The sequence below is a fragment of the Cryobacterium aureum genome (assembly GCF_002954245.1).
Lineage (GTDB): Bacteria > Actinomycetota > Actinomycetes > Actinomycetales > Microbacteriaceae > Cryobacterium > Cryobacterium aureum.
On record NZ_PPTG01000048.1, the window covers coordinates 584741 to 608328 of the forward strand.

General features: G+C 63.5%; 19 protein-coding genes. 7 read left to right on the forward strand and 12 right to left on the reverse strand.

The window, feature by feature from the left end; all coding sequences use genetic code 11:
* Positions 1–18: 18 nt before the first annotated feature.
* From qcrA to CJ028_RS19590, 3 genes are read left to right on the forward strand one after another with little or no spacing between them, the layout of a single operon-like run.
* The gene (qcrA, locus tag CJ028_RS19580; protein WP_105036822.1) at positions 19–1092 is read left to right on the forward strand and encodes a cytochrome bc1 complex Rieske iron-sulfur subunit; all 1074 of its coding nucleotides are present in this window, start codon (positions 19–21) and stop codon (positions 1090–1092) included.
* Complete coding sequence (qcrB, locus tag CJ028_RS19585) at positions 1089–2738, forward strand: cytochrome bc1 complex cytochrome b subunit (RefSeq protein ID WP_105036823.1); 1650 nt, start codon at positions 1089–1091, stop codon at positions 2736–2738. The genes qcrA and qcrB overlap by 4 nt, the downstream gene beginning before the upstream one ends.
* Positions 2739–2764: 26 nt before the next feature.
* The gene (locus CJ028_RS19590; protein ID WP_105036824.1) at positions 2765–3589 is read left to right on the forward strand and encodes a methyltransferase domain-containing protein; all 825 of its coding nucleotides are present in this window, start codon (positions 2765–2767) and stop codon (positions 3587–3589) included.
* Between the two features lie 96 nt (positions 3590–3685).
* Here CJ028_RS19590 and CJ028_RS19595 read toward each other — a convergent pair whose 3' ends face one another.
* The 5 genes from CJ028_RS19595 to CJ028_RS19615 all read right to left on the reverse strand — a co-directional run bounded on the left by CJ028_RS19595 (position 3686) and on the right by CJ028_RS19615 (position 8955).
* A complete protein-coding gene (locus CJ028_RS19595) occupies positions 3686–4102 on the reverse strand; it encodes a cytochrome c oxidase subunit 4 (protein ID WP_105036825.1) in 417 nt (138 codons plus the stop codon).
* Positions 4102–5832, reverse strand: coding sequence for an aa3-type cytochrome oxidase subunit I (gene ctaD, locus CJ028_RS19600; protein ID WP_105036826.1), 1731 nt, complete (start codon positions 5830–5832; stop codon positions 4102–4104). The genes CJ028_RS19595 and ctaD overlap by 1 nt, the downstream gene beginning before the upstream one ends.
* Before the next feature lie 3 nt (positions 5833–5835).
* Positions 5836–6726, reverse strand: a complete 891-nt coding sequence (gene ctaC, locus CJ028_RS19605) for an aa3-type cytochrome oxidase subunit II (protein WP_105036827.1) — start codon at positions 6724–6726, stop codon at positions 5836–5838.
* 226 nt (positions 6727–6952) lie between these two features.
* Positions 6953–7333: a HesB/IscA family protein gene (locus tag CJ028_RS19610; protein ID WP_105036969.1), complete on the reverse strand. Its 381-nt coding sequence runs from the start codon at positions 7331–7333 to the stop codon at positions 6953–6955.
* A gap of 158 nt (positions 7334–7491) precedes the next feature.
* Positions 7492–8955, reverse strand: a complete 1464-nt coding sequence (locus tag CJ028_RS19615; RefSeq protein ID WP_105036828.1) for a dipeptidase — start codon at positions 8953–8955, stop codon at positions 7492–7494.
* A gap of 38 nt (positions 8956–8993) precedes the next feature.
* Here CJ028_RS19615 and CJ028_RS19620 point away from each other — a divergent pair, with 38 nt between their 5' ends.
* On the forward strand, positions 8994–9587 hold the full coding sequence (locus CJ028_RS19620; protein WP_105036829.1) for a DUF3043 domain-containing protein: 594 nt from the start codon (positions 8994–8996) through the stop codon (positions 9585–9587).
* 44 nt (positions 9588–9631) lie between these two features.
* On the opposite strand, the gene CJ028_RS19625 is transcribed toward CJ028_RS19620, so the two are convergent.
* Positions 9632–10780 (reverse strand): alkaline phosphatase family protein, encoded by a 1149-nt coding sequence (locus CJ028_RS19625; RefSeq protein ID WP_240607436.1) that lies wholly within the window; start codon positions 10778–10780, stop codon positions 9632–9634.
* A gap of 123 nt (positions 10781–10903) precedes the next feature.
* On the opposite strand from CJ028_RS19625, the gene CJ028_RS19630 reads away from it, so the two are divergent.
* Entirely contained in the window at positions 10904–13393 is a 2490-nt protein-coding gene (locus CJ028_RS19630) for a DNA gyrase/topoisomerase IV subunit A (RefSeq protein ID WP_105036830.1), read from the forward strand.
* Positions 13394–13420: 27 nt separating this feature from the next.
* On the opposite strand, the gene CJ028_RS19635 is transcribed toward CJ028_RS19630, so the two are convergent.
* The gene (locus tag CJ028_RS19635) at positions 13421–15499 is read right to left on the reverse strand and encodes a DNA gyrase/topoisomerase IV subunit B (RefSeq protein ID WP_205684101.1); all 2079 of its coding nucleotides are present in this window, start codon (positions 15497–15499) and stop codon (positions 13421–13423) included.
* 184 nt (positions 15500–15683) lie between these two features.
* Between CJ028_RS19635 and CJ028_RS19640 the strand changes: the two genes are divergently transcribed.
* Entirely contained in the window at positions 15684–15935 is a 252-nt protein-coding gene (locus CJ028_RS19640; RefSeq protein ID WP_167395153.1) for a DUF7455 domain-containing protein, read from the forward strand.
* A gap of 118 nt (positions 15936–16053) precedes the next feature.
* Here CJ028_RS19640 and CJ028_RS19645 read toward each other — a convergent pair whose 3' ends face one another.
* The 5 genes from CJ028_RS19645 to CJ028_RS19665 all read right to left on the reverse strand — a co-directional run bounded on the left by CJ028_RS19645 (position 16054) and on the right by CJ028_RS19665 (position 21944).
* A complete protein-coding gene (locus CJ028_RS19645; RefSeq protein WP_105036832.1) occupies positions 16054–16815 on the reverse strand; it encodes a type 1 glutamine amidotransferase in 762 nt (253 codons plus the stop codon).
* Positions 16812–18089, reverse strand: coding sequence for a MurT ligase domain-containing protein (locus tag CJ028_RS19650; protein ID WP_129590550.1), 1278 nt, complete (start codon positions 18087–18089; stop codon positions 16812–16814). Before CJ028_RS19650 ends, CJ028_RS19645 begins: the two co-directional genes overlap by 4 nt.
* Before the next feature lie 43 nt (positions 18090–18132).
* Positions 18133–19479, reverse strand: coding sequence for an RNA polymerase sigma factor (locus CJ028_RS19655; RefSeq protein ID WP_439099064.1), 1347 nt, complete (start codon positions 19477–19479; stop codon positions 18133–18135).
* A 145-nt stretch (positions 19480–19624) separates the two neighbouring features.
* Positions 19625–20953 (reverse strand): MFS transporter, encoded by a 1329-nt coding sequence (locus CJ028_RS19660; protein WP_105036835.1) that lies wholly within the window; start codon positions 20951–20953, stop codon positions 19625–19627.
* Between the two features lie 67 nt (positions 20954–21020).
* Positions 21021–21944 (reverse strand): proteasome assembly chaperone family protein, encoded by a 924-nt coding sequence (locus tag CJ028_RS19665; RefSeq protein WP_105036836.1) that lies wholly within the window; start codon positions 21942–21944, stop codon positions 21021–21023.
* A gap of 104 nt (positions 21945–22048) precedes the next feature.
* Between CJ028_RS19665 and CJ028_RS19670 the strand changes: the two genes are divergently transcribed.
* Positions 22049–23542 carry a leucyl aminopeptidase gene (locus tag CJ028_RS19670; protein WP_105036837.1) on the forward strand — a complete coding sequence of 498 codons (1494 nt, stop codon included), beginning with the start codon at positions 22049–22051 and terminating at the stop codon, positions 23540–23542.
* Positions 23543–23588 lie beyond the last annotated feature (46 nt).

Below are 23588 nucleotides of genomic sequence, written 5' to 3' on the forward strand. Positions count from 1 at the left end.
CACCCACGAAGGAGACCCATGGCCAAGGACGATAACGGCGCGGAGGACGTAACCGCCGCCGACTCGCCTGGCGCGCAGCTCGCGACATCCGCCGCAAGCACAGCCGTCGTTACACGGGATGCCCTGGCTAACCCAGGATTCCCGCCGCACCGTCCGCGCATCACCGACCTTGATCACAAGGAAGAGCGCAAGGCTGAGCGCACCGTTTACACGCTGTTCTATGTTTCTATCGTGGGTAGTGCTTTCGCGATCGCGGCGTACATGGCCTTCCCGATCGTGGCCGAGGACCCAGGTTCGGTGCGACTGAACAACCTCTTCATCGGTCTCGGCCTCACCCTCGCTTTGCTCGCCATCGGTATCGGCGCTGTGCACTGGGGTAAGGCACTCATGAGCGATCACGAGGGTGTTGACGAACGCCACCCCGTGCGTGGTACCGAACCCGTTCGGGCCCGCGCCGTGGAGATCTTTCAGCAGGCCAATGAGGAATCGGGCTTCGGTCGCCGCACACTCATTCGCAACAGCCTCATCGGCGCGCTCGTCGTCTTCCCGCTCCCGGCTGTCGTGTTGTTTCGTGGCCTCGGCCCGATGGACCAGGACCCGGTAGCTCTACTCAATGAGACCATGTGGAAAAAAGGCGTTCGCCTGACCATGGACCCGAGCGGAGCTCCGATCAAGGCAGCGGACGTCACGCTCGGCTCGTCGTTCCACGTCATCCCGGAGGGTCTGTCCGAAATGGGCCACGGACGGTTGGAAGAGAAGGCGAAGGCCGCTGTTCTGCTCATCCGAATGGATCCGGACGACTTGATCGAAGCGGAAGATCGCAAGTCCTGGTCGTATGACGGCATCGTGGCATATTCTAAGATATGCACCCACGTTGGATGTCCGGTTGCTCTTTATGAACAGCACACGCACCACCTCCTGTGCCCGTGTCACCAGTCGCAGTTCGACGTTGAGAACCATTGCAAGGTCATCTTCGGACCGGCCAAACGGGCACTACCCCAGCTCCCGATCGCCGTGGACGCCCAGGGGTACCTGATCGCGCAAAGCGATTTCACTGAACCAGTCGGCCCGAGTTTCTGGGAGCGAGCATGACAACGATAACCACCCGCGAACCCGTTGAGGGTCAAACCGTCGGGGCCAAGAAGGCCAGTGGCTTCACGGCATCGGCCGCCAACTACATTGACGAACGCACCAGCATCTCGGGCGCCGTCAAAGAACTTGGCCGCAAGATCTTTCCCGACCACTGGTCGTTCCTCTTGGGCGAGGTGGCGTTGTACAGCTTCGTTATCATCCTGCTCTCCGGTTCATTTCTGACCTTCTTCTTCCAGGCGTCGATGGCGGAAGTCGTCTATGACGGCTCCTTCGCACCACTCAAGGGAATTCCGATGTCGGCGGCCATGTCGTCGACCATGGACATCTCCTTTGACATTCGCGGCGGACTGCTCATGCGTCAGGTGCACCACTGGGCAGCGCTGCTGTTCGTAGCCGCCATCGGACTGCATATGCTCCGTATCTACTTCACCGGGGCCTTCCGCAAACCGCGCGAGCTCAACTGGGTCATCGGCTTCGTACTCTTCATCCTCGCGATGGCTGAAGGCTTCACCGGCTATTCCCTCCCCGACGACCTGCTTTCCGGAAACGGCCTGCGCATCATTGACGGTCTCGTCAAGGGCATCCCCGTCGTCGGTACCTGGACCTCGTTCCTGATCTTCGGCGGAGAATTCCCGGGTACCGATATTGTCGGGCGGTTGTACTCGCTCCATATTCTGTTGCTGCCGGCGATCATCGTCGCGTTGATAGCGATGCACCTCTTGTTTGTCGTCGTGCACAAGCACACTCAGTACCCAGCGGCCGGCCACACTAACCAGAACGTGGTTGGCTACCCGGTTCTCCCCGTGTACGCCGCTAAAGCCGGTGGATTCTTCTTCATCGTCTTCGGCGTGGTCATGCTGATCGCCTCCCTGTTCACGATCAACCCGATCTGGAACTACGGCCCGTACGACCCGTCACCGGTATCTGCAGGTACGCAGCCCGACTGGTACATCGGTTTCGCCGATGGGGCTATGCGCCTGATCCCGCCGGGGTGGGAGTTCGTGTGGCTCAACCACACGTACTCTATGAACATTGTGGTCGTGCTGGCCGTGGTCGGACTGTTCATCGTGACCGTCATGATCTACCCGTTCATCGAAGCGTGGATCACCGGCGACAATCGGGAACACCACGTCCTCGACCGTCCGCGCAACGCTCCGACCCGCACCGCGATCGGCGCGGCCGGAGTTACCTTCTATGCTTCGCTCTGGGCTGCCGCATCCTCGGACATCATGGCCACCCACTTTCACCTCACCATGGAAGGTGTCATCCACACGCTCCAGGCCACCACGTTGCTCGGCCCGTTCCTCGCTTTCTTCATCGCCAAGCGTGTCTGCCTGGCCCTGCAGAAGAAGGACCGTGAAATCGTGCTGCACGGCTATGAATCCGGCCGTATCGTTCGACTTCCCGGCGGCGAATTCGTCGAGGTGCACCAGCCGGTTGACGAGTACGAGCGCTGGAAACTGGTCAGCTACAGCGACTTCAAGCCGCTCATGCTTCGTCCCAACGCTCAGGGCAAGATCGGCCCGGCCGAGAAGGTACGTGCCGGCCTGTCTCGGTGGTTCTTCGAAGACCGGATCACTCCGGTCACGCAAACGGAGTTGAACCAGGCTCACGGCGATCACCCCGCGGAGATCACCGACAAGTAGACAGAAATCCAACAGAACGGGCATCGATGTCACTCCAGACGTTATCGGAGTGGCTTCGGTGCCCGAACTGTTTTCTCCCCCTTCACCCCGGCGGCGACCTTCTGCTGCGCTGTGACCGCGGGCATTCCTTTGACGTGAATAAGCGGGGCTTCATCAACCTGCTCACCGGCCCGCGCAAATTCATCGGCGACAGTGCGGCGATGCTGGATGCCAGGGATCGATTTCTCCTGGCTGGGTGGTACAGTCCGCTCCGCGATGCCATCCGAGCTCTCGTCGCCGGTGAGTCCCCCCGACGGCTCCTCGACGTCGGTTGCGGCACGGGCTACTACCTGGGCGCAGCGTTGCCCCCAGGAGACGACGTGCGGGCGCTGGGAATGGATCTCTCCCCTATCGCGGTTAGCCGTACCATCCGCTCGCACGATCGCGTTGATGGTCTCGTAGCGGATGTCTGGTCGCCACTCCCCCTGCGCGACGGCGTCGCTGACACTGTCCTCAACGTCTTTGCACCGCGCAACGCTGCCGAGTTTCACCGAGTGCTCCGGCCGCACGGCCTGCTGCTCGTCGTCGTGCCGCAACCCACCCATCTGCGTGAGCTGCGGGAATCCGGGCTGGCCGTGGAGATGCAGGCCGACAAGGCCGCCCACCTGACGAAGAGCCTGGCCGCTCGATTCCACCTTGAGTCGCATGACCAGCGGTCCCGCATCGTTGAGTTATCGCCGCCCGAGGTGGTATCGCTCATCGGCATGGGCCCCTCCGCTTACCATGCCGGCGCTACGGCCGCAGAGGGCGCACCTGACCTCATTCGTGACGTCACGGTCGCCTTCGATATCTTTGGCTTCCGTCGCCGCTAACCATTGTCTGGCGCTGAGCCCTGAACCCTGTTCGTTTTGTTAAACGACGGTACCGACCTCCCCTCAGGAAGATCGGTACCGAATGTGTCGAGCGTTTTAGCGGGCGAACATGCCTCGGTAGTACTCATAGACCCAACCCGTGAGGGCGATAAGGCCCAAGCCGAGCGCGATGAAGCTGATCCAGAATCCTACGGCCAAACCGAGGAACAGCAGCGCGGTACAGCCCGCCAGGAAAATCGGCCACCAGCTCCACGGGCTGAAGAAGCCCATCTCGGGATCGCCGTCATCAATGTTGCCATCGAGACGGTCTTCGGGGAGTTCGCCGCCTTGGGCCGCGTGCACCTTGACGAGATAGAACGCCACTAACGCCATGAGCAGCATGCACAGGCCGAGCATGAAGGTGCCAGCCCATTCCATCGTGCCGTGATCGAGCAGGTTCCAGACAACGTACACGACCGTCATGATGGCGAAGAAGGCGGTGAGGACCCAGAGCAGGTTAGCGTTGGTCTTCATTATTTAACCCGATTCGAATCGATGTCGTAAACCAGCTCGTCGGGCGCATCCTTGCCCGGGCCGATGCCAACCGGCAGGCCAGCTTCGGGATGGTTGAGATCGAAGGCAGGACGTTCTGAACGGATGCGCGGAATTGACGTGAAGTTGTGGCGCGGCGGCGGGCAGGACGTGGCCCACTCGAGCGACGAACCGTAACCCCAGGGGTCGTTCACGGTCACTAGTGGAGCCTTGCGGGCCGTGATGTACACGTTCAGGAAGAACGGAATCATGGACACCGCAAGGATCATGGCGCCAATCGTCGATACCTGGTTCATCCAGGTGAACCCATCTTCCGGTGAGTAGGTGGCGTACCGACGTGGCATGCCCATGACGCCGAGCCAGTGCTGGATCAGGAAGGTGGTGTGGAAACCGATGAACAGCAGCCAGAAGTGCCATTTGCCGAGGCTTTCGTTGAGCATCTTGCCGGTCCACTTGGGCCACCAGAAGTAGAATCCGCTGAACATTGCGAACACCACCGTACCGAAGACCACATAGTGGAAGTGGGCGACAACGAAGTAGGTATCAGACACGTGGAAGTCAAGCGGCGGTGATGCCAGAATCACACCGGTGAGGCCACCGAAGGTGAAGGTGACGAGAAAGCCGATGGCCCAGATCATAGGGGTTTCGAAGGTGATTGAACCTCGCCACATCGTGCCGATCCAGTTGAAGATTTTCACCCCGGTGGGCACCGCGATAAGCATGGTCATGAGCGAGAAGAACGGAAGCAGAACGGAGCCCGTCACGTACATGTGGTGGGCCCAGACGGAGACGGACAACGCGGCAATCGAGATGGTCGCGTAGATCAGAGTCTTGTACCCGAACATCGGCTTGCGACTAAAGACGGGGAATACTTCTGACACGATGCCGAAGAACGGCAGCGCGATGATATAGACCTCGGGGTGCCCGAAGAACCAGAACAGGTGTTGCCAGAGGATCGCCCCGCCGTTGGCTGGATCGTAGATGTGAGAGCCGAAGATGCGGTCGGATGCTGCGGCGAGCATGGCGGCTGCCAGAACAGGGAACACCATGAGACTGAGCAGCGCGGTGATGAGGGTGTTCCAGGTGAACACCGGCATGCGCCACATCGTCATTCCGGGTGCGCGCATGGTGATGATCGTAGTGATGAAGTTGACCGCGCCGAGAATGGTGCCGAACCCGGACAATCCCAGGCCGACCATCCACAGGTTGCCACCGACGCCGGGCGAGAACGTCGTGCTTGCCAGGGGCTGATAGGCAAACCAGCCGAAGGATGCCGCCCCCTGCGGAGTGAGGAACCCGGCGACGGCGATGAGGCTGCCGAAGTTGAAGAACCAGTAGGCGAGGGCGTTCAGGCGAGGGAACGCAACGTCAGGGGCGCCGATCTGCAGCGGAACCAGAAAGTTGGCGAAGCCGAAGAACAACGGCGTAGCGAACATTAGGAGCATGATCGTGCCGTGCATCGTGAACAGCTGGTTGTACTGTTCCTTCGTCTGCACGACGTCGAGGCCGGGGGCGAACAGCTGGGCGCGAATGATGAGCGCCATGACGCCGCCGAGGCAGAAGTAGACGAACGAAGTAATCAGGTACAGGTACCCGATGACCTTGTGGTCGGTGGAAGTGATCCACCGGACAAGGACGTTGCCCTTGCGTTCCGCGGACGTGGAGACCGGCGCGGCCGGGCGAGACTCCACTGGTGCGATGGTCGTAGTCATGGCTTAGTTGCCCTCCGGAGCCGTCGGGGCACTGGTGCCCGGCTGATTCTGATTGCGATCGAACTCATTGTCGAGCTGACCGACGTTACCCGCGGTGCGCAGGGACTCGATGTACGTGTCGTAGTCAGCCTGGGAGACGACCTTGACGTTGAAGAGCATGAGGGAGTGGTATTCGCCACAGAGCTCGGCACACTTGCCCGCGTAAGTACCGATGCGCTGCGGGGTGACCGACATGTAGTTGGTCTTACCCGGGACGACGTCCTTCTTGTACAGAAAGTCGATGACCCAGAAGGAGTGAATGACGTCCCGAGATTCCAGTGCAATCTCAATGGTCTTATCGACGGGGAGCACGAGCACGGGAAGTTCGGACTGGTTGATCGCACCGGTTTCGCCGTTGGGATCGACCTGGCCCTGGATTCCGGGCGAGTACACGTCTTCGTCGACGTAGTTGAAGTCCCAGGCCCACTGCTTGGCCTGAACTTCAATCGTCACGTCGGGATTGTCGAAGCGTGCTTCGATGGCGATCTGGTCGCGCACTGTGAAGGCGAAGAAGCCAACGACAAGAATCAGCGGCACGACGGTGTAGAAGATCTCGATCGGCATGTTGTACCGAAGCTGAACCGGGAGACCGGTCTGGCCCTTACGACGTCGATAGACGACGATCGTCCAGATAATGAGGCCCCAGGTGATGAGGCCCACGACCAGGAGCACAATCCACGAGGTAGTCCAGAGACCCGCTATGCGGTCGGTTTGATTGGTCACCGCCGTTTCGCCCTCTTCTTCAAAGCCGGGCAGGAAACCGTGGAGCTGGGCTTGCGTGCATCCGGCCAGTACAACGGCTAACGTCGCTGCGAGCGGAATGGCAGCCCAACGAAGGCGGTGATTATTGCGCACCGGGGACCTTTCGGGAGATTCGAGGACGCTTCTCAGGAAGCGTTTTGATCGATTCCTAGCCTACTCCGCGAGAGCGCGCACGAAGTGCACTCCGGCTCAGGTCGCACGCGATTTGTGTGCCTGACACACCGTAGTTGCGGCAAATCCGGGCGAATCCGATGCAGATTGGACAGAAAAATAGCGGGGACACCATCGAAATGATGGTGTCCCCGCCGGTGGAACTGCTTTAGTGGAAGGAGTCCCCACAGGCGCAACTGCCGCCGGCGTTCGGGTTATCGATGGTGAATCCCTGCTTCTCGATCGTGTCCTCGAAGTTGATTGAGGCGCCGTCGAGATAGGGAACGCTCATCTTGTCGACAACGACCTCGACTCCGTCGAAATCAACGAGAGCGTCGCCGTCGAGCACGCGTTCGTCGAAGTAGAGCTGGTAGATGAGGCCGGAGCAACCGCCGGGCTGCACGGCCACGCGCAGACGAAGGTCCTCGCGACCTTCCTGAGACAGCAAGCTGCGGACCTTGAGCGCGGCGGCCTCAGTGAGTCCGACGCCGTGGGCACCATTCGCGGTGTCAGTAGGCGCGGTGTCAGCTACGCTGACGGTTTCGGTCATGGTGTCGGTCATGCTTCTCCTCGGTTCACGCAGTCACGCATAGTGCGGTCTCATAGATGACGATGTCATAAATTCTACCTTCGACAACCAGAAAGTCCACGGTGGCATTCCCACGCTCTCACATTTCTTTGGGCGTTGGCAGCTGACCCCGTGTTTGTTCAGTGTCCGGTGCGCTCGTTCAGACTGCCCAGCAGGAACGCCTCGCTGAGCACAGCCCGTTTGAACACGCCGAGGTGCAAAGACTCATTCGGGCTGTGGGCCCGGGAGTCCGGGTCTTCCACACCGGTCACCAGGATCTGGGCCGCCGGAAACACACGAACCAGGTCAGCGATGAACGGGATCGATCCACCGACGCCGATGTCGACCGGTGGGACGCCCCAGGCGGCCGTCATGGCGGAACGAGCCTCGGTCACTGCCCAGCCGCTGGTATCGACCAGGAAGGGCTCGCCGGTATCCACATCGTCGATATCGAGAACGGCGCCGAACGGTGCATGCGCACGCAGGTGCGCGTCGATCGCTGCGGCAGCTGCCACCGCGGACTGGCCAGGGGCGATGCGAGTGCTGAGCCGAACCGTCACCGCGGGGGTGAGGGTATTGGAGGCGTTGTCGACGGTCGGTGCGTCGATTCCGGTCACGGTGAGGGCTGGTTGCGACCAGATCCGGCTCAGGATCGAACCGTGGCCGATCGGGCTGACGCCGGGAAGCAGGCCGGTTTCTGCGCGTAGCTGTTCCTCTGAATAGTCCGGGGTGGGAACGTCAATGGCCGTGAGCCCGGCAACGGCGACCGAACCGTCCTCGTTATAGAGCGTGGACAGCAATTTGATGGTGGCGAGCATGGCATCGGGGACGGCTCCCCCGAACATTCCCGAGTGTGAAGCGTGGGCTAGCGTGCGCACGGTCAACCGAAGCGTCACATTGCCGCGCAGAGCCGTGGTGATGGCGGGCGTATTGATGTCCCAGTTGTTGGAGTCGGCCACAACGATGACATCTCCGCGCAGAGCCTCGCGGTTCTCGTCGAGGAAAGTGGCGAAGGAACGACTGCCGAATTCTTCCTCGCCCTCGATGAACAGTGCGATACCCAGATCGAAGTCGGGGCCGATGGTCGCAACGAGAGCGCGGATCGACGCGACGTGCGCCATGACTCCGGCCTTGTCGTCGGCAGCTCCCCGCCCATAGAGGCGGTCGCCGCGCACGGTGGGCGTGAACGGATCGGACTCCCAGTCGTCGTCCTGGCCGGGGGGCTGCACGTCGTGATGCGCATAGAGCAAGACGGTGGGTCGCCCGTTGCGGGCGGCCCGCGAAGCTAGAATCGCCGGCTGTCCCAGCTCGGTATCGCCGCCCGAGTTGCTGGGCGTGATGGCGGCCTGAACGATGTCGACCGACTCGAACACGTCGAGCCCGCGCACCAGGGCGGCGACGGCATCGGCACTCGCGGCGACGTGCGCACGGTCGAAGGCAGCCCAGGACACAGACGGGATGCGCACCAGTGCGCACAGGTCGGCGATCGTGCTGGGGAGACCCCGTTCGACCGCGCTGCGGAGGCCGGCCTGGATGACCGAATCGGGAGCGGCATCGGCCGCTCGGCCAGCGGAATGGGAATTTGTCTGTGGGTTACCAGTCATACCGGTAATCTTAAGGCACCCAATTGCAAGGATTTGATGTGGCCAACCCTCCCATAAACCCCGACGCCCAGCCGTCGATTGAAAATTCCGACGAGACCGCAGCGCGCCTCGGCCTCTCGCATACAGCCGGTAAGGGTCAGGCGACCCCGACCCGCAAAAAGCAGGAAGCGGCCAACAAGCGCCCGCTGGTTCCGGACGACCGCAAACTTGCCGCCAAGCAGGCGCGCGCCAAGTCGACCGCCGCGCGCGACGTCGCGCGTGCCGGCATGGCCGCCGGTATCGACAAGTATCTGCCGCTGCGGGAACGTGGCCTGCAGAAGCGCTATGCCCGCGACTACGTCGATGCCCGGTTCAACGTCGGGGAGCTGATGATCCCGATCATGTTCCTGGTCATCCTGCTCACCACGATTCCGAGCATCTCAAGCTACTCGATTATCGCGCTGTGGGCGTTCTTCATCTTCGCGGTCGGCGACTGCGTCGTGCTCGGCTTCGTACTCACCAAGAAGATCGAGGCCAAGTTCGGCAAGGAGAAGGCCGAACGCGTGCGTTGGTACGCGGCCATGCGCGCGCTCCAGCTGCGGCCGATGCGGCTGCCCAAGCCGCAGGTGAAGCGCCGCCAGTACCCGGTTTAGCACACGGTTTAGCACCCGGTGCTCCCCGGTAGGCTCCGGCGGGGTTACCTTGCGAAGGCGCCCGCGCGGATCAGCGGCACACGCACTTCCTCATCGGTGAGGGAACCGTGCTGTCCGATCATGCCGCGTGCCTTCTGGTTCGCCGGGCGGGAGTCGTAGTACGCAATGGACTTGCGGGCAGCGACCAGCACATCGCCGATGCGCGGCTGGACCTCGTCGGCTACCCGGCCGTACAGTCCGGCCGCCACGGCTTCATCGCGCGTGTAGACCCAGGCGCGGTCCCCCTGAGACGCCCGCCAAGCATCCGCCAGCGTGTCAGCGGCGTGAGAGTCAGACTGCTGCGGCTCGAGGTAGAGCTGCACACATCGCGGGTCCCCCGCAATGTGGCGCACACCGGCGACGAGCGCCGGTTCGGTGTCGAACAGGACATGCCTGGTGCTCGGCACGTCGACCACACCGTGGTCTGCGGTGAGCAGCAGGCCCTCATCGGAGCGCAAGGTTGCAGCGAACCGGGTCACCTCGGAGTCGAGGTTCTCGAGCTGGGCCAGCCACCGATCGGACTCCCAGCCGTGCGCGTGCGCGGCCACATCGAGCTCGGCCACGTAGAGGTAGATCAGCGCGGTCGGGTTCTCGCCCAGAATGCTTCGGGCGGCAGCGAACCGATCGGCCACCGTCTCGGCGGGAACGTACTGGGCGCCGCGCAACACGGCCTGGGTGAAGCCGGAGGCCACGAACCGTTTGGGACCGATGGCAAAGCTCGGCACGTTGTCGTCGGAGGCTCGGTCGAAGACGGTCCGGGCGCGCTGCCAGGTGCCGGGCTGCATGCCGTCATCCCAGCCGGTGAGCTGGTTGACGACGCGATCGTTGGCGCTGTCCAGCACCTGGTAGCCGACCAGCCCGTGCTGGCCCGGTTCCACGCCGGTGGTGAGCGTCGCGATTCCCGCAGCGGTCGTGGCCGGAAAAACTCCGTCGATGATGCTCGATTTGTTGAGCCGGGACGACAGGAAACGTGCATGCCCGGCGCGCGCCCGGATCGAGCTGACGCCGAGCCCATCGGCCAGAATCACGACCGCCTTGCGAACGGCGGGCAAGCCCAGCGGGTTCGGCCGGGCGCAGACAGCGTCGAGGGAACTGGTGAGAACATCGGCAAGGCGCAGAGCACTGAATTGGCGGGCCGGTAGCATGGTGGGCATCGGGTCTCATTCTTTCACAGGGAGGAACCCGAGCCCTCCAGCGCTCCCGAGAGCGCTCCCTACGCAGTGCAGCGGTGACCGGTTCGATCGGTTGCCGGGGCACGCTTGAAGCAGAATTTTTCAATGAGCCGCTCAGACAGCACCGCACCAGCCGCCAGCACAGCCAGCACCGAGCGCATCGAAGACGTCGATGTGTCGGTGGAAATGCAGGGGTCGTTCCTCGAGTACGCCTATTCGGTGATCTACTCCCGGGCTTTGCCCGACGCCCGCGACGGTCTCAAACCGGTGCAGCGTCGCATCCTCTACCAGATGAACGAGATGGGGCTCCGCCCCGACAAGGGCCACGTGAAGAGCGCCCGGGTCGTTGGCGAGGTGATGGGTAAGCTGCACCCCCACGGCGATACCGCGATCTACGACGCCCTCGTGCGCATGGCCCAGTCGTTCTCTCTGCGGGTTCCGCTGATCGACGGGCATGGAAACTTCGGCTCGCTCGACGACGGGCCCGCCGCGCCCCGCTACACCGAAGCCCGGCTGGCGGCGCCTGCTCTAGCGATGACCGAGAACCTTGACGAAGACGTCGTCAACTTCGTGCCGAACTACGACAACCAGCTCACCCAGCCCGACGTGCTGCCGGCCGCTTACCCCAACCTGCTCGTCAACGGTACCAGCGGCATCGCCGTCGGTATGGCAACAAATATGGCACCGCACAACCTGATCGAGGTCGTCGGGGCCGCTCGGCATCTGCTGGCCCACCCCAACGCGACCCTCGACGACGTGATGGAATTTGTGCCGGGGCCCGATCTGCCGACCGGTGGCACCATCGTGGGACTGGCTGGCATCAAGGATGCCTACAGCACCGGCCGCGGCAGCTTCAAGACCCGTGCCCGCGTCTCAGTCGAGGCGATCAGCGCCCGCAAAACCGGGCTCGTCGTGACCGAACTCCCCTATCTGGTTGGCCCGGAAAAGGTGATCGAGAAAATCAAGGACGGCGTCAACTCCAAGAAGCTCAGCGGCATCTCGGATGTCACCGACCTCACCGACCGTACCAAGGGACTGCGACTGGTCATCGGCATCAAGACCGGATTCAGCCCCGATGCCGTGCTCGAGCAGCTCTACCGATACACGCCGCTGGAAGACTCGTTCAACATCAACGCTGTCGCTCTCGTCAATGGGGCCCCGCAGACCCTGGGCCTGCTCGAACTGCTGCACGTCTACGTCAACCACCGCATCGAGGTCGTCACCCGGCGCTCCTCCTATCGACTCGCCCGGCGCAAGGAACGTCTACATCTCGTACTCGGCCTACTCGTGGCGATTCTCGACATCGACGAAGTCATCCAGGTAATTCGCGCGAGCGACGACACCGAGCAGGCACGCGCCAAACTCATCGACGTGTTCGACCTCAGCCAGATTCAGGCCGAATATATTCTCGAGCTGCGCCTGCGCCGCCTCACTAAGTTCTCCCGGATTGAGCTTGAAGCCGAACGTGACCAGCTGCTGGCCGAGATCGCGAAACTCGAGAAACTGCTGTCCTCGAAAGCTGCTATCCGCACCCTGGTGTCCGCGGAACTGGACGCGGTCGCCGAGAAATTCGGCACCCCCCGCCGCACCGTGCTGACCGAGGCCAAGCCGAGCATTGCCGGACTGTCGGCGGCTGCCGCGAAACGTCAGGCCGCCGTGCTCGAGGTGCAGGACATTCCGACCCGCATCTTCCTGAGCGTGACCGGCCGCATCGCCCGGGTCGACCTGGTCGCTGTCGACGACTCGCTGCCGCCGCGGATCCAGCCGCCGCAGCGCCGCAGCAAACACGATGCCGTCCTCTCGACGCTCGACACAACCAGCCGCACCGAGGTGGGCGCGGTGACCAACCGGGGGCGGCTCATCCGCTTCTCGCCGGTAGACCTGCCCGTGATGCCGCCGACGTCGATCCAGCTGGCCGCCGGGGTGCGCATCAGCGAATACCTGCTCCTAGCCGACAAGAAGGAACGCATACTGGCCATCGTCTCACTCGACGCCGACCGGGCGATCGCGCTCGGCACGCGGCAGGGTGTCGTCAAGCGGGTCTCTCCTGGCGACTGGGCGAACAAGCCGGACTTCGAGATCATCGCGCTCAAGCCCAAGGACGAGGTGGTCGGTGCGGTGCAGGGTGCCGAGGACGACGACCTCGTTTTCATCACGACGGATGCGCAGCTGTTGCGCTTCACCGCCGCCGGCGTGCGGCCGCAGGGCCGAGCGGCCGGCGGCATGGCCGGCATCAAGCTGACCGCGGGTGAAACCGTCGTGTTCTTCACGAGCCTGTCGGCCGAAGACGTGTCCACGGCCGTCGTGGCGACGGTGGCGTCGAGCAGCCAGACTCTGCCGGGCACCGACCCGGGCAGTGCGAAGCAGAGCGACTTCTCGGAGTATCCGGCCAAGGGCCGCGCCACCGGCGGCGTTCGTGCCCAGCGGTTCCTCAAGGGCGAAGACACCCTCGCCGTGGCCTGGGTCGGCCCCGCGCCCGCCTGTGCCGTCGGACCGGACGGCACTCCCCGCACCCTGCCAGACTCCGGTTCCCGACGCGACGCATCCGGAGTCATGCTCGACGCCCTGATCGGAGCCATCGGCACCGAAATCTAAGCCCGCGCACGAAGCCGCTGGGATGCATTAAACGTCGATGCGGTCCCGGGAGAGCTTGTCGGAGCTGTCGATGATGAACTCCTTGCGCGGGGCCACATCGTTGCCCATCAGCAGCTCGAAGACCTTGCCGGCGGCTTCGGCGTCGCCAACGCGAACGCGCCGCAGGGTGCGGTGGGCGCGTTCCATGGTGGTGGTCGCGAGCTGGTCGGCATCCATTTCGCCGAGGCCCTTGTAGCGCTGGATCGGGTCCTGGTAGCGCCGGTTCTTCTTCTCGAGGGCACTGAGCACCCCGTGCAGCTCGGTCTCGGAGTAGGTGTAGATAGTCTCGTTGGGCTTCGAGCCGGGGTTCATGACGACGACGCGGTGCAGCGGCGGCACGGCGGCGAAGACGCGGCCCTCGGTGATCATGGGGCGCATATAGCGGAAGAACAGCGTTAGTAGCAGGGTGCGAATGTGGGCGCCGTCGACGTCAGCGTCGCTCATGATGATGACTTTGCCGTAGCGCGCTGCTGACAGGTCGAAGCTGCGCCCGGAGCCGGCGCCGATCACCTGGATGATCGAGGCGCACTCGGTGTTGGAGAGCATGTCAGCGACGGAGGCCTTCTGCACGTTCAGAATCTTGCCGCGGATCGGCAGCAACGCCTGGTGCTCGCTGTCGCGGGCGAGCTTGGCGGTGCCGAGGGCGGAGTCGCCCTCGACGATGAACAGTTCGCTCGTGGAAACGTCGTTGCTGCGGCAGTCGACCAGCTTGGCTGGCAGCGACGAACTCTCCAGGGCGTTCTTGCGTCGCTGGGTTTCTTTGTGGGCACGGGCTGAAATGCGGGATTTCATCTCGGCGACGATTTTGTCGAGCAGCAGCGCCGATTGGGTCTTGTCGTCACGTTTCGGCGAGGCATACCGCTCCGCCATGGACTTCGCGACGACGTTGGCGACGATCGCCCGCACGGCCGGCGTGCCGAGCACTTCCTTGGTCTGGCCTTCGAACTGCGGCTCCGGCAGGCGCACTGTCAGTACCGCGGTGAGGCCGGCCATCACATCGTCCTTGTCGAGCTTGTCATTTCCGACCTTGAGGCGGCGTGTATTCAGCTCGACCTGGCCGCGCAGGAACTTCAGCAGTCCGGCGTCAAAACCGGCCTGGTGGGTGCCGCCCTTGGGCGTGGCGATGATGTTGACGAAGCTCTGCACGATCGTGTCGTAGCCGGTGCCCCAGCGCAGGGCGATGTCCACCTGGCAGTCGCGCACGAGCTCGGTCGGCACCATGGCACCCTTGTCGGTGAGCACGGGTACGGTTTCGCTGAAGGAGCCGTTGCCGGTAAGTCGCCAGGTATCGGTGATCGGGGCATCCGTCGCGAGATGCTCGACGAATTCGCTGATACCGCCGTCGAACTGGAACAGGCTGGTCACCGGCTCCTCGGTGCGACGGTCGGAGACCTCGATCGCGAGACCGGGAACGAGGAATGCGGTCTGGCGGGCCCGGTTCAGCACCTCGTCGGTCTGGAACGCTGCACCCTTGGTGAAGATCTGGCGGTCGGCCCAATAGCGGATGCGGGTACCCGTGACGCCGCGCTTGACCTTGCCGATTACGCGCAGCTCGCTCTGGTTCTCGAACGGAGTGAACGGGGCGTCCGGGCTCTTCTCCCCCGAATCCGCAAACAGGCCGGGCTCGCCGCGGTGGAATGACATTGCCCACGTCTTGCCGTCGCGGTCGACCTCGACGTCGAGACGTTCGGAGAGGGCATTGACAACGGATGCCCCCACCCCGTGCAGACCACCCGACGCGGCATACGACCCGCTGCCGAACTTTCCGCCAGCGTGCAGTTTGGTGAACACCACCTCGACACCGGTCAGGCCGGTCTTGGGCTCGATATCGACCGGGATGCCACGCGCGGTGTCGCGTACCTCGACACTGTGATCGGGGTGCAGCTCGATATTGATGCTGGCCCCGTGACCGCCCAGGGCCTCATCGACGGAGTTGTCGATGATCTCCCACAGGCAGTGCATCAGTCCACGCGAGTCGGTGGAACCGATGTACATGCCGGGGCGTTTGCGCACTGCTTCGAGTCCCTCAAGGACCGACAGGTGGCGCGCGGAATAGTCAGAGCTCACAACAACCAAGAATACCGGCCCCGATCGGGAATCTTTCGCGCCGGGCAGGCTGGGCACGGCAGGCAACCCCCCACGACCCGTCTACGCGGTGAGCGAAATACCGGCCATTCATCTCGTCATTGTCCCTTCGACGTGTTTACATTAGTTACGAGGGTTCATGCAATTCAGTCTGGAGGAGGAGAATATGTCCCAGATAGCCACCGAAAATGGTGCTGTAGACAACGGTGCTGGAAACCAGCCGGGCACCCCCCACCAGCTCACCGCAGCCGACCGCTGCGATGCCTGCGGCGCCCAGGCTTACATTCGTGTCGTCGTGAAGAACAGCGAACTGTTGTTCTGCGCGCACCACGGCCGCAAGCACCAGGAGAAGCTCGCAACCATTGCCGAAAGTTGGCACGACGAGTCGAGCCGACTGCTCGAAGACCAGCGCTCCTAGCTGCTCGCAGCACTCAAAACGGATGCCGCGCAGGCGACTGGCTTCGGTCAGCCACCTGCGCGGCTTTTTCGTTCCCGCGTTTTTTTCGGTTCACAGAGCAGTGCTTAGTCCGCAGCCCCTATTCGGCGCTCTGGCCCAGCCGCACGGCCACCTGATTGCGTGCTGTTCGCGCGGTCTCATCGACGGATTCCGCTGTCACGCCGAGCGCATACTCGAGATCGAGCCGGCCAAAGGCTGCCTTCAGCAGGTGATCGGCGAGTGCGGGATTGCGTGCGAGCACGGGCCCGTGCAGGTGGGTGCAGAACACCTCGCCCATGGTCAGTCCCTCAATCTGCGGTCCGCTCGCCGGGGCATCCGCATTGCCGGTTCCGTACAGCACCCGGCCAAGCGGACTGGCTTCGGCACCGACATAGTCACGGGCATGATTTTCAAACCCGATCAGCCGTCCATACTTCGACGCGACAATGATATCGTCGGTGGCACGTGCTGCGCGTGGTACAGCGTGGCCGGCCACGAGCCCGAGTCCCTCCAGCACACTGCCGTCTGCGAGGTCGATCCCCCAGCTCAGCAATTCCCACCCGGTGCCGACGGCCAGGACCGGAACGCCGGAATTGGACCAGACGCGCAGCTCATCGACCAGGGTACGCAGCGCGTCTCTGGCCGGCAGAAGTGCAGCATCCGTTCCAGAGCCGATCGATACGGCGTCCACATGTTCGGGCAGGTCGGCGCGGGTATGCACGTCGACCACCCGCGCATCGTGGCCGCTCCATCGAACGCGCTGCGCGAGCACTCGGGCATTGCCAGCATCACCATTCGTATTCAGTAGGCGCGGCAGCAACGAGACGACCGTGAACGGCCGGTCCAGCGAAGTGGCGGTCATACCGGTTCCTCCGTGTTGGAGACGAGGCCGAGGTGCGCACGGGTGCGCCGCATTCCGTCGGCGGAAAAGATGATGGTTTTCACGCCGGCGACGGGATCGGGCAGGGCTACGAACGCGTCGAGGGCGGTTGGGACGTCCGGTTCGATGCGATCGACCGTGACGTCGTCGTAGGCCAACTGCAGGGCGATGTCGTGTGCCTTCAGCCCGGAGGCGATGAGCACGTGGCCGAGCCCGGAGGTGTCCACCGGCCAGAAATACGACGGGTCCCGCACATCGGACCCGATGATCACGAGAATCTGCTCGGTACCCGGTTCGAGACTGTCGACGTTGAGCTGAAAACTCGATGGGTTCTGCACGAGCACAAACTCGATGGTCTTGCCGCCAACGGTGACGACCTCACCGCGACCGAAAACAGCCGGCATGGCCGACAGCGCCGTGCAGGCGATCGCCGGATCGAAGCGTTCTCCGAGGGTCGACTGGGCCGTGCTCAGCGCGGTCAGCGCGTCGACGGCGTAGTGGATGCCGCGGGCCGGCAAGCGGATGCTTTGAACGCCAGTGGCAAAGTGCACGTCGGCGTCGCGGCCGGCCACCCGGGTGAGCTGGAGCCCGGTTCCGGCCGACAGGCGAGTCGGCGCGGTGTCGGCGTAACCGAGTCCGCGTGGATACTGGGCGAGAACCTCGGCGGTCACGCCGTAGCGAGCCACCGAAACGGTAGGTTCGAGGACCTGACCGAGGTCGGCCAGGTAGCGGTCATCGGCATTGAGTACGACCGACTCCGTCGCCCGCGCGGCGATTTTCGCCAGCAGGGCGGCGACCATTTCGGAGTCATGGAACCGGTCTATCTGGTCGACCATGACGTTGGTCAGGGCGACGACCCGCGGAGTCAGTGACCCGGCGATGAACGCGCCATGTCCCTCATCCATTTCAAGCACGGCGACGTCGCCGGCGATCTTGCCGGACAGGCCGACCTGTTCCAGCAGGGCGCTGGTCAACCCCTGGCTGATGTTGGCCGTCGACTGGTTGGTGAACACGGACAGGCCGTGCGCGCGCAGAACGGCGACGAGCATCTTGGTCGTGGTCGATTTACCGCTGGATCCGGTCACGATCACGAGGCCGAGCGGAAACCCGTTCAGCGTCGCGGCCAGAAAGCCCGGGGCGATGCGGTTGACGACGACGCCGGGGATAGCTGAGCCACCGCCCGGTTTGCGCCAGCGCGCGAGTACTCGAACGATTCGACCGACCAGAATCGCGGGGGCGTACCGAAGGGAACTCACGAACCGCACAACGCAATCCGGGCGGGACCTGTCGCTGTCACGTTTACTCGAGGTAGTCGCGCAGGGACTGCGACCGAGACGGGTGACGAAGCTTGGCCATCGTCTTGGACTCGATCTGGCGGATGCGCTCGCGCGTAACCCCGAAGGTGTCGCCGATCTGGTCGAGCGTCTTCGGCATGCCGTCGCCCAGTCCGAAGCGCATGCGGATCACGCCCGCTTCGCGTTCGGACAGTGAGTCGAGCAGGCTCTCCAGCTGCTTCTGCAGCATGGTGAACCCCACGGCATCGGCGGGCACGACGGCTTCAGTGTCTTCGATGAGGTCACCGAATTCACTATCGCCATCTTCACCGAGCGGGGTGTGCAGGGAGATGGGCTCGCGACCGTACTTCTGAACTTCGACGACTTTTTCCGGCGTCATGTCGAGTTCGCGGCTGAGCTCTTCGGGGGTGGGCTCGCGACCGAGGTCCTGCAGCATCTGGCGCTGCACGCGGGCGAGCTTGTTGATGACCTCGACCATGTGCACGGGAATACGGATGGTGCGGGCCTGGTCGGCCATGGCCCGGGTGATGGCCTGGCGAATCCACCAGGTGGCGTAGGTGCTGAACTTGAAGCCCTTGGTGTAGTCGAATTTCTCGACGGCACGAATGAGGCCTAGGTTGCCCTCCTGGATCAGGTCGAGGAACTGCATTCCACGGCCGGTGTAGCGCTTGGCGAGCGACACGACGAGACGTAGATTGGCACCGAGGAGGTGGCTCTTGGCCCGGGCACCGTCTTTGGCAACCCACTGCAGCTCACGGCCGAGTGCGTTCTTCTTCTCGACGTCCGTCATCTCCGACAGCTTGTCTTCGGCGAACAGGCCGGCTTCGATGCGCATCGCCAGTTCGACCTCTTCGGCCGCGTTCAGCAGGGCGACCTTACCGATCTGCTTGAGGTAGTCCTTGACCGGGTCGGCCGTGGCACCGGTGATGGCGCTGGAATAGACCGGGACCTCGTCGTCATCGTCGACCAGCGAGAGTACGAGGGCGCCGCTGGGGAGTGGCTCGGTCGATGTCGTGCGCTTGGTGCTGTCCTCGTCTGACTCGTCGTCATCGGGCTCTGAACCACCGTCGACGTCGGCTTCGTCGTCTTTCTTGACGACCTTTGCCTTGGTCGCGCGCTTCTTCGGGGCCGGCTTTTCGGCGGCCAGACCGGCGGCCGCGGACTTCTTCGTCGCTGCGGCCTCCGCGGCTGCGGCCTTTGCGGCTGCGGCCTTGGTGACGGTCTTCTTGACCGGCGGTACTGCCGGAGTCGTGACGGACTCGTCGGTCACCTCGGTCTTGACAGTGGTTGCCATTCGAACACCTCTCATGCGGAGTCGTACCTGCTTCTGTGCGACCAGTGACGGTGCCAGATGCGTTTTTGGGCAGAACTTGGACCCATGTCAAGTCCCGGGATGCCCACACCACAGTGAATTTAGTGTGCCCCGGACCAGAACGGGTCCTATAAATAATTATTGCACGGTTTGTCTGGACGACAAGCCACGACACGTACTACGATCATCCATTACGCCGTTTCCAGCCGCGTGATAGTGCAACCCAGATCGGTGCGACTTCTATTCCCTCATCGCGGGAGAGCTGACGTCTGGTTCGCCGCCGGGCATGTACGAGAAAACCGATGCCGAATCCGACGACCAGGTACTGCACCGTGAACGCCAGTCGAAATGCGTCGAGGGCATAGAGGTCGCTCGCCGCGCCCCCGGCAACGCGCCATCCGTTCTGCAGATCGAGCAGCAGCCCGATCAGGTACATCATGACGAAGCTCGCGGTGAAGCCACCAACGTTGACAACGCCGTTGGCCGAGCCCAGGCTGCGCTGAGGATTGAACGTGCGCGCGAAGTCGAAGCCGATCAGCGAGCCCGGCCCGCCGATGCCGAGCACGACCAACAACAGCACGATGGTCCAGAGCGGGGGAACGCCGGGCCAGAGCAACACGATCGCCCAGGCGATCCCGATGCCGGTCACAATGCCGAGCACGATATTGCTGCGACGCAGCGGGTAGCGCGCTGTCAGCAGGCCGAGGATCGGCCCGAACACGAGGCCGGCACCGACTAACACGGTGAGCATTCCGGCCGCGAATGCCGGTTCGTAGCCGAGGCCGAAGACCATGAACGGATAGCCCCAGAGCAGACTGAAGACGGTACCGGACGACTGCGTCACGTAGTGCGACCAGAATCCGAGCTGGGTGCCCGGACGCCGAAAACTGTGTCGCAGCTGGGTCAGTGCGATGCCGAGGCTGTTGGCACGTACGTGCTCGGTGACTTCTGGGGGTCGGTCCTGCACGAAAATGATGACCACGATCAGGGCGATCACGGCCACGGATGCCGCCGAGAGAAAAGCGGGTTCCCAGCCCCTCGTGTGCAGCAGCCAGGCCAAGGGAACCGCAGAGAGTACTTGGCCAAGTTGGCCGATGTTACCCATCCACTGGGACAGCAGGGGAACGAGGCGACCACTGAACCAGGAACTGATCAGGCGGATCATCGAAATGAAGATGGTCGCGTCTCCGGCACCGACCAGGATTCGACCGATGACAGCGACCGAGATATCCGGTGCCAGCGCCAGTGTTACCTGGCCGGTGACCATGAGCGTCGTTCCCGTGATCATGAGCACTCGTGGGCCGTACCGGTCGATCAATACCCCGACCGGAATCTGCGCGGCGGCGTAGACGATGAGTTGCACGACGGCCAGGCTCGAGAGGATGGCGGCTGAGCCGCCGAATTTCTCCGTGGCGGCCACCCCGGCGATTCCCATCGAGGTGCGCTGGAGCACGGCCGACAGGTACGCGAACGACCCGATGATAAAGATCAAGGTGGATCGAGGCGAGTTCACTCGATCTAACCTATCGCGTTCCCGACCAGCCGGTCAGGCGTGCGGTGCCAGGTGCGGCCAGCTGCGTCTAGTTGACGGTACCGTCATCGCGACTGCGGCGCAGAGCGAGGAAATTCTCGAGTTCGGCGGCGATTTCATCGGCTGACGGCAGCTCGCCGTCTTCGTCGGTGAGCGGTGACCGCAGCGGGCTCCCCTCCATATAAGCGTCGTACCGCTGCTCCAGGGTTCCCACCAGCTTGGCCAGCTCCGGGTTGTTCTGCACCTGGTCGTCGATGCGCGCCACGAACTCTCGATTGGCTTCGCGCAGGCGATCGGTCGGAAAGATCAGACCGGTTGATGCGCTCGTGCTTTCCAATGCGGTGAGGGCTGCGGCCGGAAATTCGGTATCACCCAGGTAGTGCGGAATGAGCAGCACGTAGCCGACCGTGGAGGCGCCGCGTTCCTGCAGGCGGTACTCCAGCAAGTGTAGAACGTTGGCCGCGACCTGCGTGTGTGGCCGCCAGACCGATCGGTTCTCGATGAGATCGGAGCGGTTGCCGCTGACCGTGACACCGATCGGTCGGGTGTGCGGAACGGGCATCGGGATGGCGTGCACCCAGGTCGCCCCGGCAACCGTGAACCGGTCGACGAGCTGCAGCACCGCCTTGGTGAACTGCTCCCAGCGGAAGTCAGGTTCGAAGCCGGTCAAAAACAGGAACGGCTGCCCGATCTCGTCGCGGGCCAGATACAGCTGCAACGTCGGCGGCTGGTAATCGGTGAGGTGATCCTGGTCGAAGTAGATGATCGGGCGCCGGGCCCGATAATCGAGCAGGGCATCGGTGTCGAACGACGCCACGACGGTGTGATCCAGGGTGGTCAACAGATAGTCGGTGAACTGCGCGACCGCACCACCGGCATCCGCAAAGCCGGTCAGGCCCATAATCAGGTGCAACCCCTGCGGGACGCCAGCGGCGTCGGCGGTGAGTTCGTAGAGCTCCTCGGGATCTGACATTCTTTAACTCTAATCCGAGGTGCCCATTTGTGCTGTGTTTGAGGGGCTTTCACCATCGTGCCCAGAGCGAACAGCCGGGTAACGGCCCCGGATAGCATCGAGGTATGACTGTTCCCACCCTGTCCCTGTCCACCGAGTCCGCGCTGGACTCCCCCGCCGACGTCCTCATCCTCGCTTCGCTGCAAACGGATGATGGGGTGCAGTTAGTCGCGGGCGTCACTCTCGGTGACGCTCTGATCGCAGCGGTGACGGCTCAGCTGTCGCTCCTAAACGCGACCGGAGCGCGTGATGAGGTCGTGCGTGTGGTGTCGACCGTCGGCACTCCGCGCAGCATCGCCGTCGTCGGGCTGGGGCGTCTGGTCAGCACCGATGCGCTTCGCCACGCGGCCGGGTCTGCCGTTCGGCAGCTGACCGGCGCGACCTCGGTAGCCTTCGCTCTGCCGCTGAGCGACGCCGATCAGGTCGAGGCCGTGCTCGAGGGCGCCGCCCTCGGTGGCTATTCGTACACGGCCTACCGCCACAGTTCGCTGGCCGCCACCAAGTTGCCGGCTCAAAAGGTCGTGGTGCACACGGAGACGTCGGCAGCATCCGCTGTGGAACGCGCCCGGGTCAGCGCCGAGGCCATACGCCTGGTCAAGGACCTGGTGAACATGCCGCCGCTCGACCTGTACCCGGCAACGCTAGCCGATCTGGCGATCGAGGCCGCCAGCGGGCTGCCGCTTGAGGTGACGGTCTGGGACGAGCAGCAGCTCGCTGCCGACGGGTTCGGCGGCATTGCCGGGGTCGGAGCCGGCTCGTCACGGCCACCGCGCCTGGTCAAACTCAGCTACACCCCGAGCAGCGCCGGCAAGCACCTCGCCCTGGTCGGCAAGGGCATCACTTTCGATACCGGCGGACTCTCCCTCAAGCCGCCGGCATCTATGGTGGGCATGAAATACGACATGACCGGAGCCGCCACTGTTCTGGCCGTGGTGGTCGCTGCTGCCCGGCTGCAGTTGCCGGTTCGGATCACCGCGTGGATGTGCATCGCAGAGAACATGCCGTCGGGTTCGGCTATTCGACCCAACGACGTGCTGCGCATGCGCGGCGGCCGCACCGTCGAGGTGCTCAACACGGATGCTGAGGGTCGTCTGGTACTCGCCGACGGCCTCGTCGCGGCCGGCGAAGAACACCCGGACGCAATCATCGACGTCGCGACCCTGACCGGAGCCCAGGTCGTCGCATTGGGCAACCGGTATTTTGGCGCCATGGGCGATGACGCTCTCGTGCAACACGTGCTCGCGGCCAGCGCTGCCGCCGGCGAGACAGCGTGGCCGATGCCGTTCCCGGACGAGTTGCGTGCCACCCTCAACTCGGATGTCGCCGACATCGCCAACGCGAAAATCGGCAGCGCGGCCGGCGGAATGCTGCTCGCCGGGGTCTTTTTGCGGGAATTCATCGGAACGGATGCCGCCGGCCAGATCATTCCGTGGGCTCACCTCGACATTGCCGGACCGGCCCACCACGACGGCGCGGGCTGGGGATTCACCGCTGCCGGCCCGACCGGGGTGTCCGTTCGGGCGCTTCTTCGACTGGCCGAGGACTTTTCACGCCCGTAGTACAGTCGAAGGGGCAAGAAAAAGCTTGTCAAACCACGCGGCCGAT

What these genes read in the sequence shown, in the direction of transcription:
- qcrA (WP_105036822.1), top strand. Translation starts at nt 19, where the DNA reads ATGGCCAAGGACGATAACGGCGCGGAGGACGTAACCGCCGCCGACTCG.
- qcrB (WP_105036823.1), top strand. Translation starts at nt 1,089, where the DNA reads ATGACAACGATAACCACCCGCGAACCCGTTGAGGGTCAAACCGTCGGG.
- CJ028_RS19590 (WP_105036824.1), top strand. Translation starts at nt 2,765, where the DNA reads ATGTCACTCCAGACGTTATCGGAGTGGCTTCGGTGCCCGAACTGTTTT.
- CJ028_RS19595 (WP_105036825.1), bottom strand. Translation starts at nt 4,102, where the DNA reads ATGAAGACCAACGCTAACCTGCTCTGGGTCCTCACCGCCTTCTTCGCC.
- ctaD (WP_105036826.1), bottom strand. Translation starts at nt 5,832, where the DNA reads ATGACTACGACCATCGCACCAGTGGAGTCTCGCCCGGCCGCGCCGGTC.
- CJ028_RS19610 (WP_105036969.1), bottom strand. Translation starts at nt 7,333, where the DNA reads ATGACCGAAACCGTCAGCGTAGCTGACACCGCGCCTACTGACACCGCG.
- CJ028_RS19615 (WP_105036828.1), bottom strand. Translation starts at nt 8,955, where the DNA reads ATGACTGGTAACCCACAGACAAATTCCCATTCCGCTGGCCGAGCGGCC.
- CJ028_RS19625 (WP_240607436.1), bottom strand. Translation starts at nt 10,780, where the DNA reads ATGCCCACCATGCTACCGGCCCGCCAATTCAGTGCTCTGCGCCTTGCC.
- CJ028_RS19630 (WP_105036830.1), top strand. Translation starts at nt 10,904, where the DNA reads ATGAGCCGCTCAGACAGCACCGCACCAGCCGCCAGCACAGCCAGCACC.
- CJ028_RS19640 (WP_167395153.1), top strand. Translation starts at nt 15,684, where the DNA reads ATGTCCCAGATAGCCACCGAAAATGGTGCTGTAGACAACGGTGCTGGA.
- CJ028_RS19645 (WP_105036832.1), bottom strand. Translation starts at nt 16,815, where the DNA reads ATGACCGCCACTTCGCTGGACCGGCCGTTCACGGTCGTCTCGTTGCTG.
- CJ028_RS19665 (WP_105036836.1), bottom strand. Translation starts at nt 21,944, where the DNA reads ATGTCAGATCCCGAGGAGCTCTACGAACTCACCGCCGACGCCGCTGGC.
- CJ028_RS19670 (WP_105036837.1), top strand. Translation starts at nt 22,049, where the DNA reads ATGACTGTTCCCACCCTGTCCCTGTCCACCGAGTCCGCGCTGGACTCC.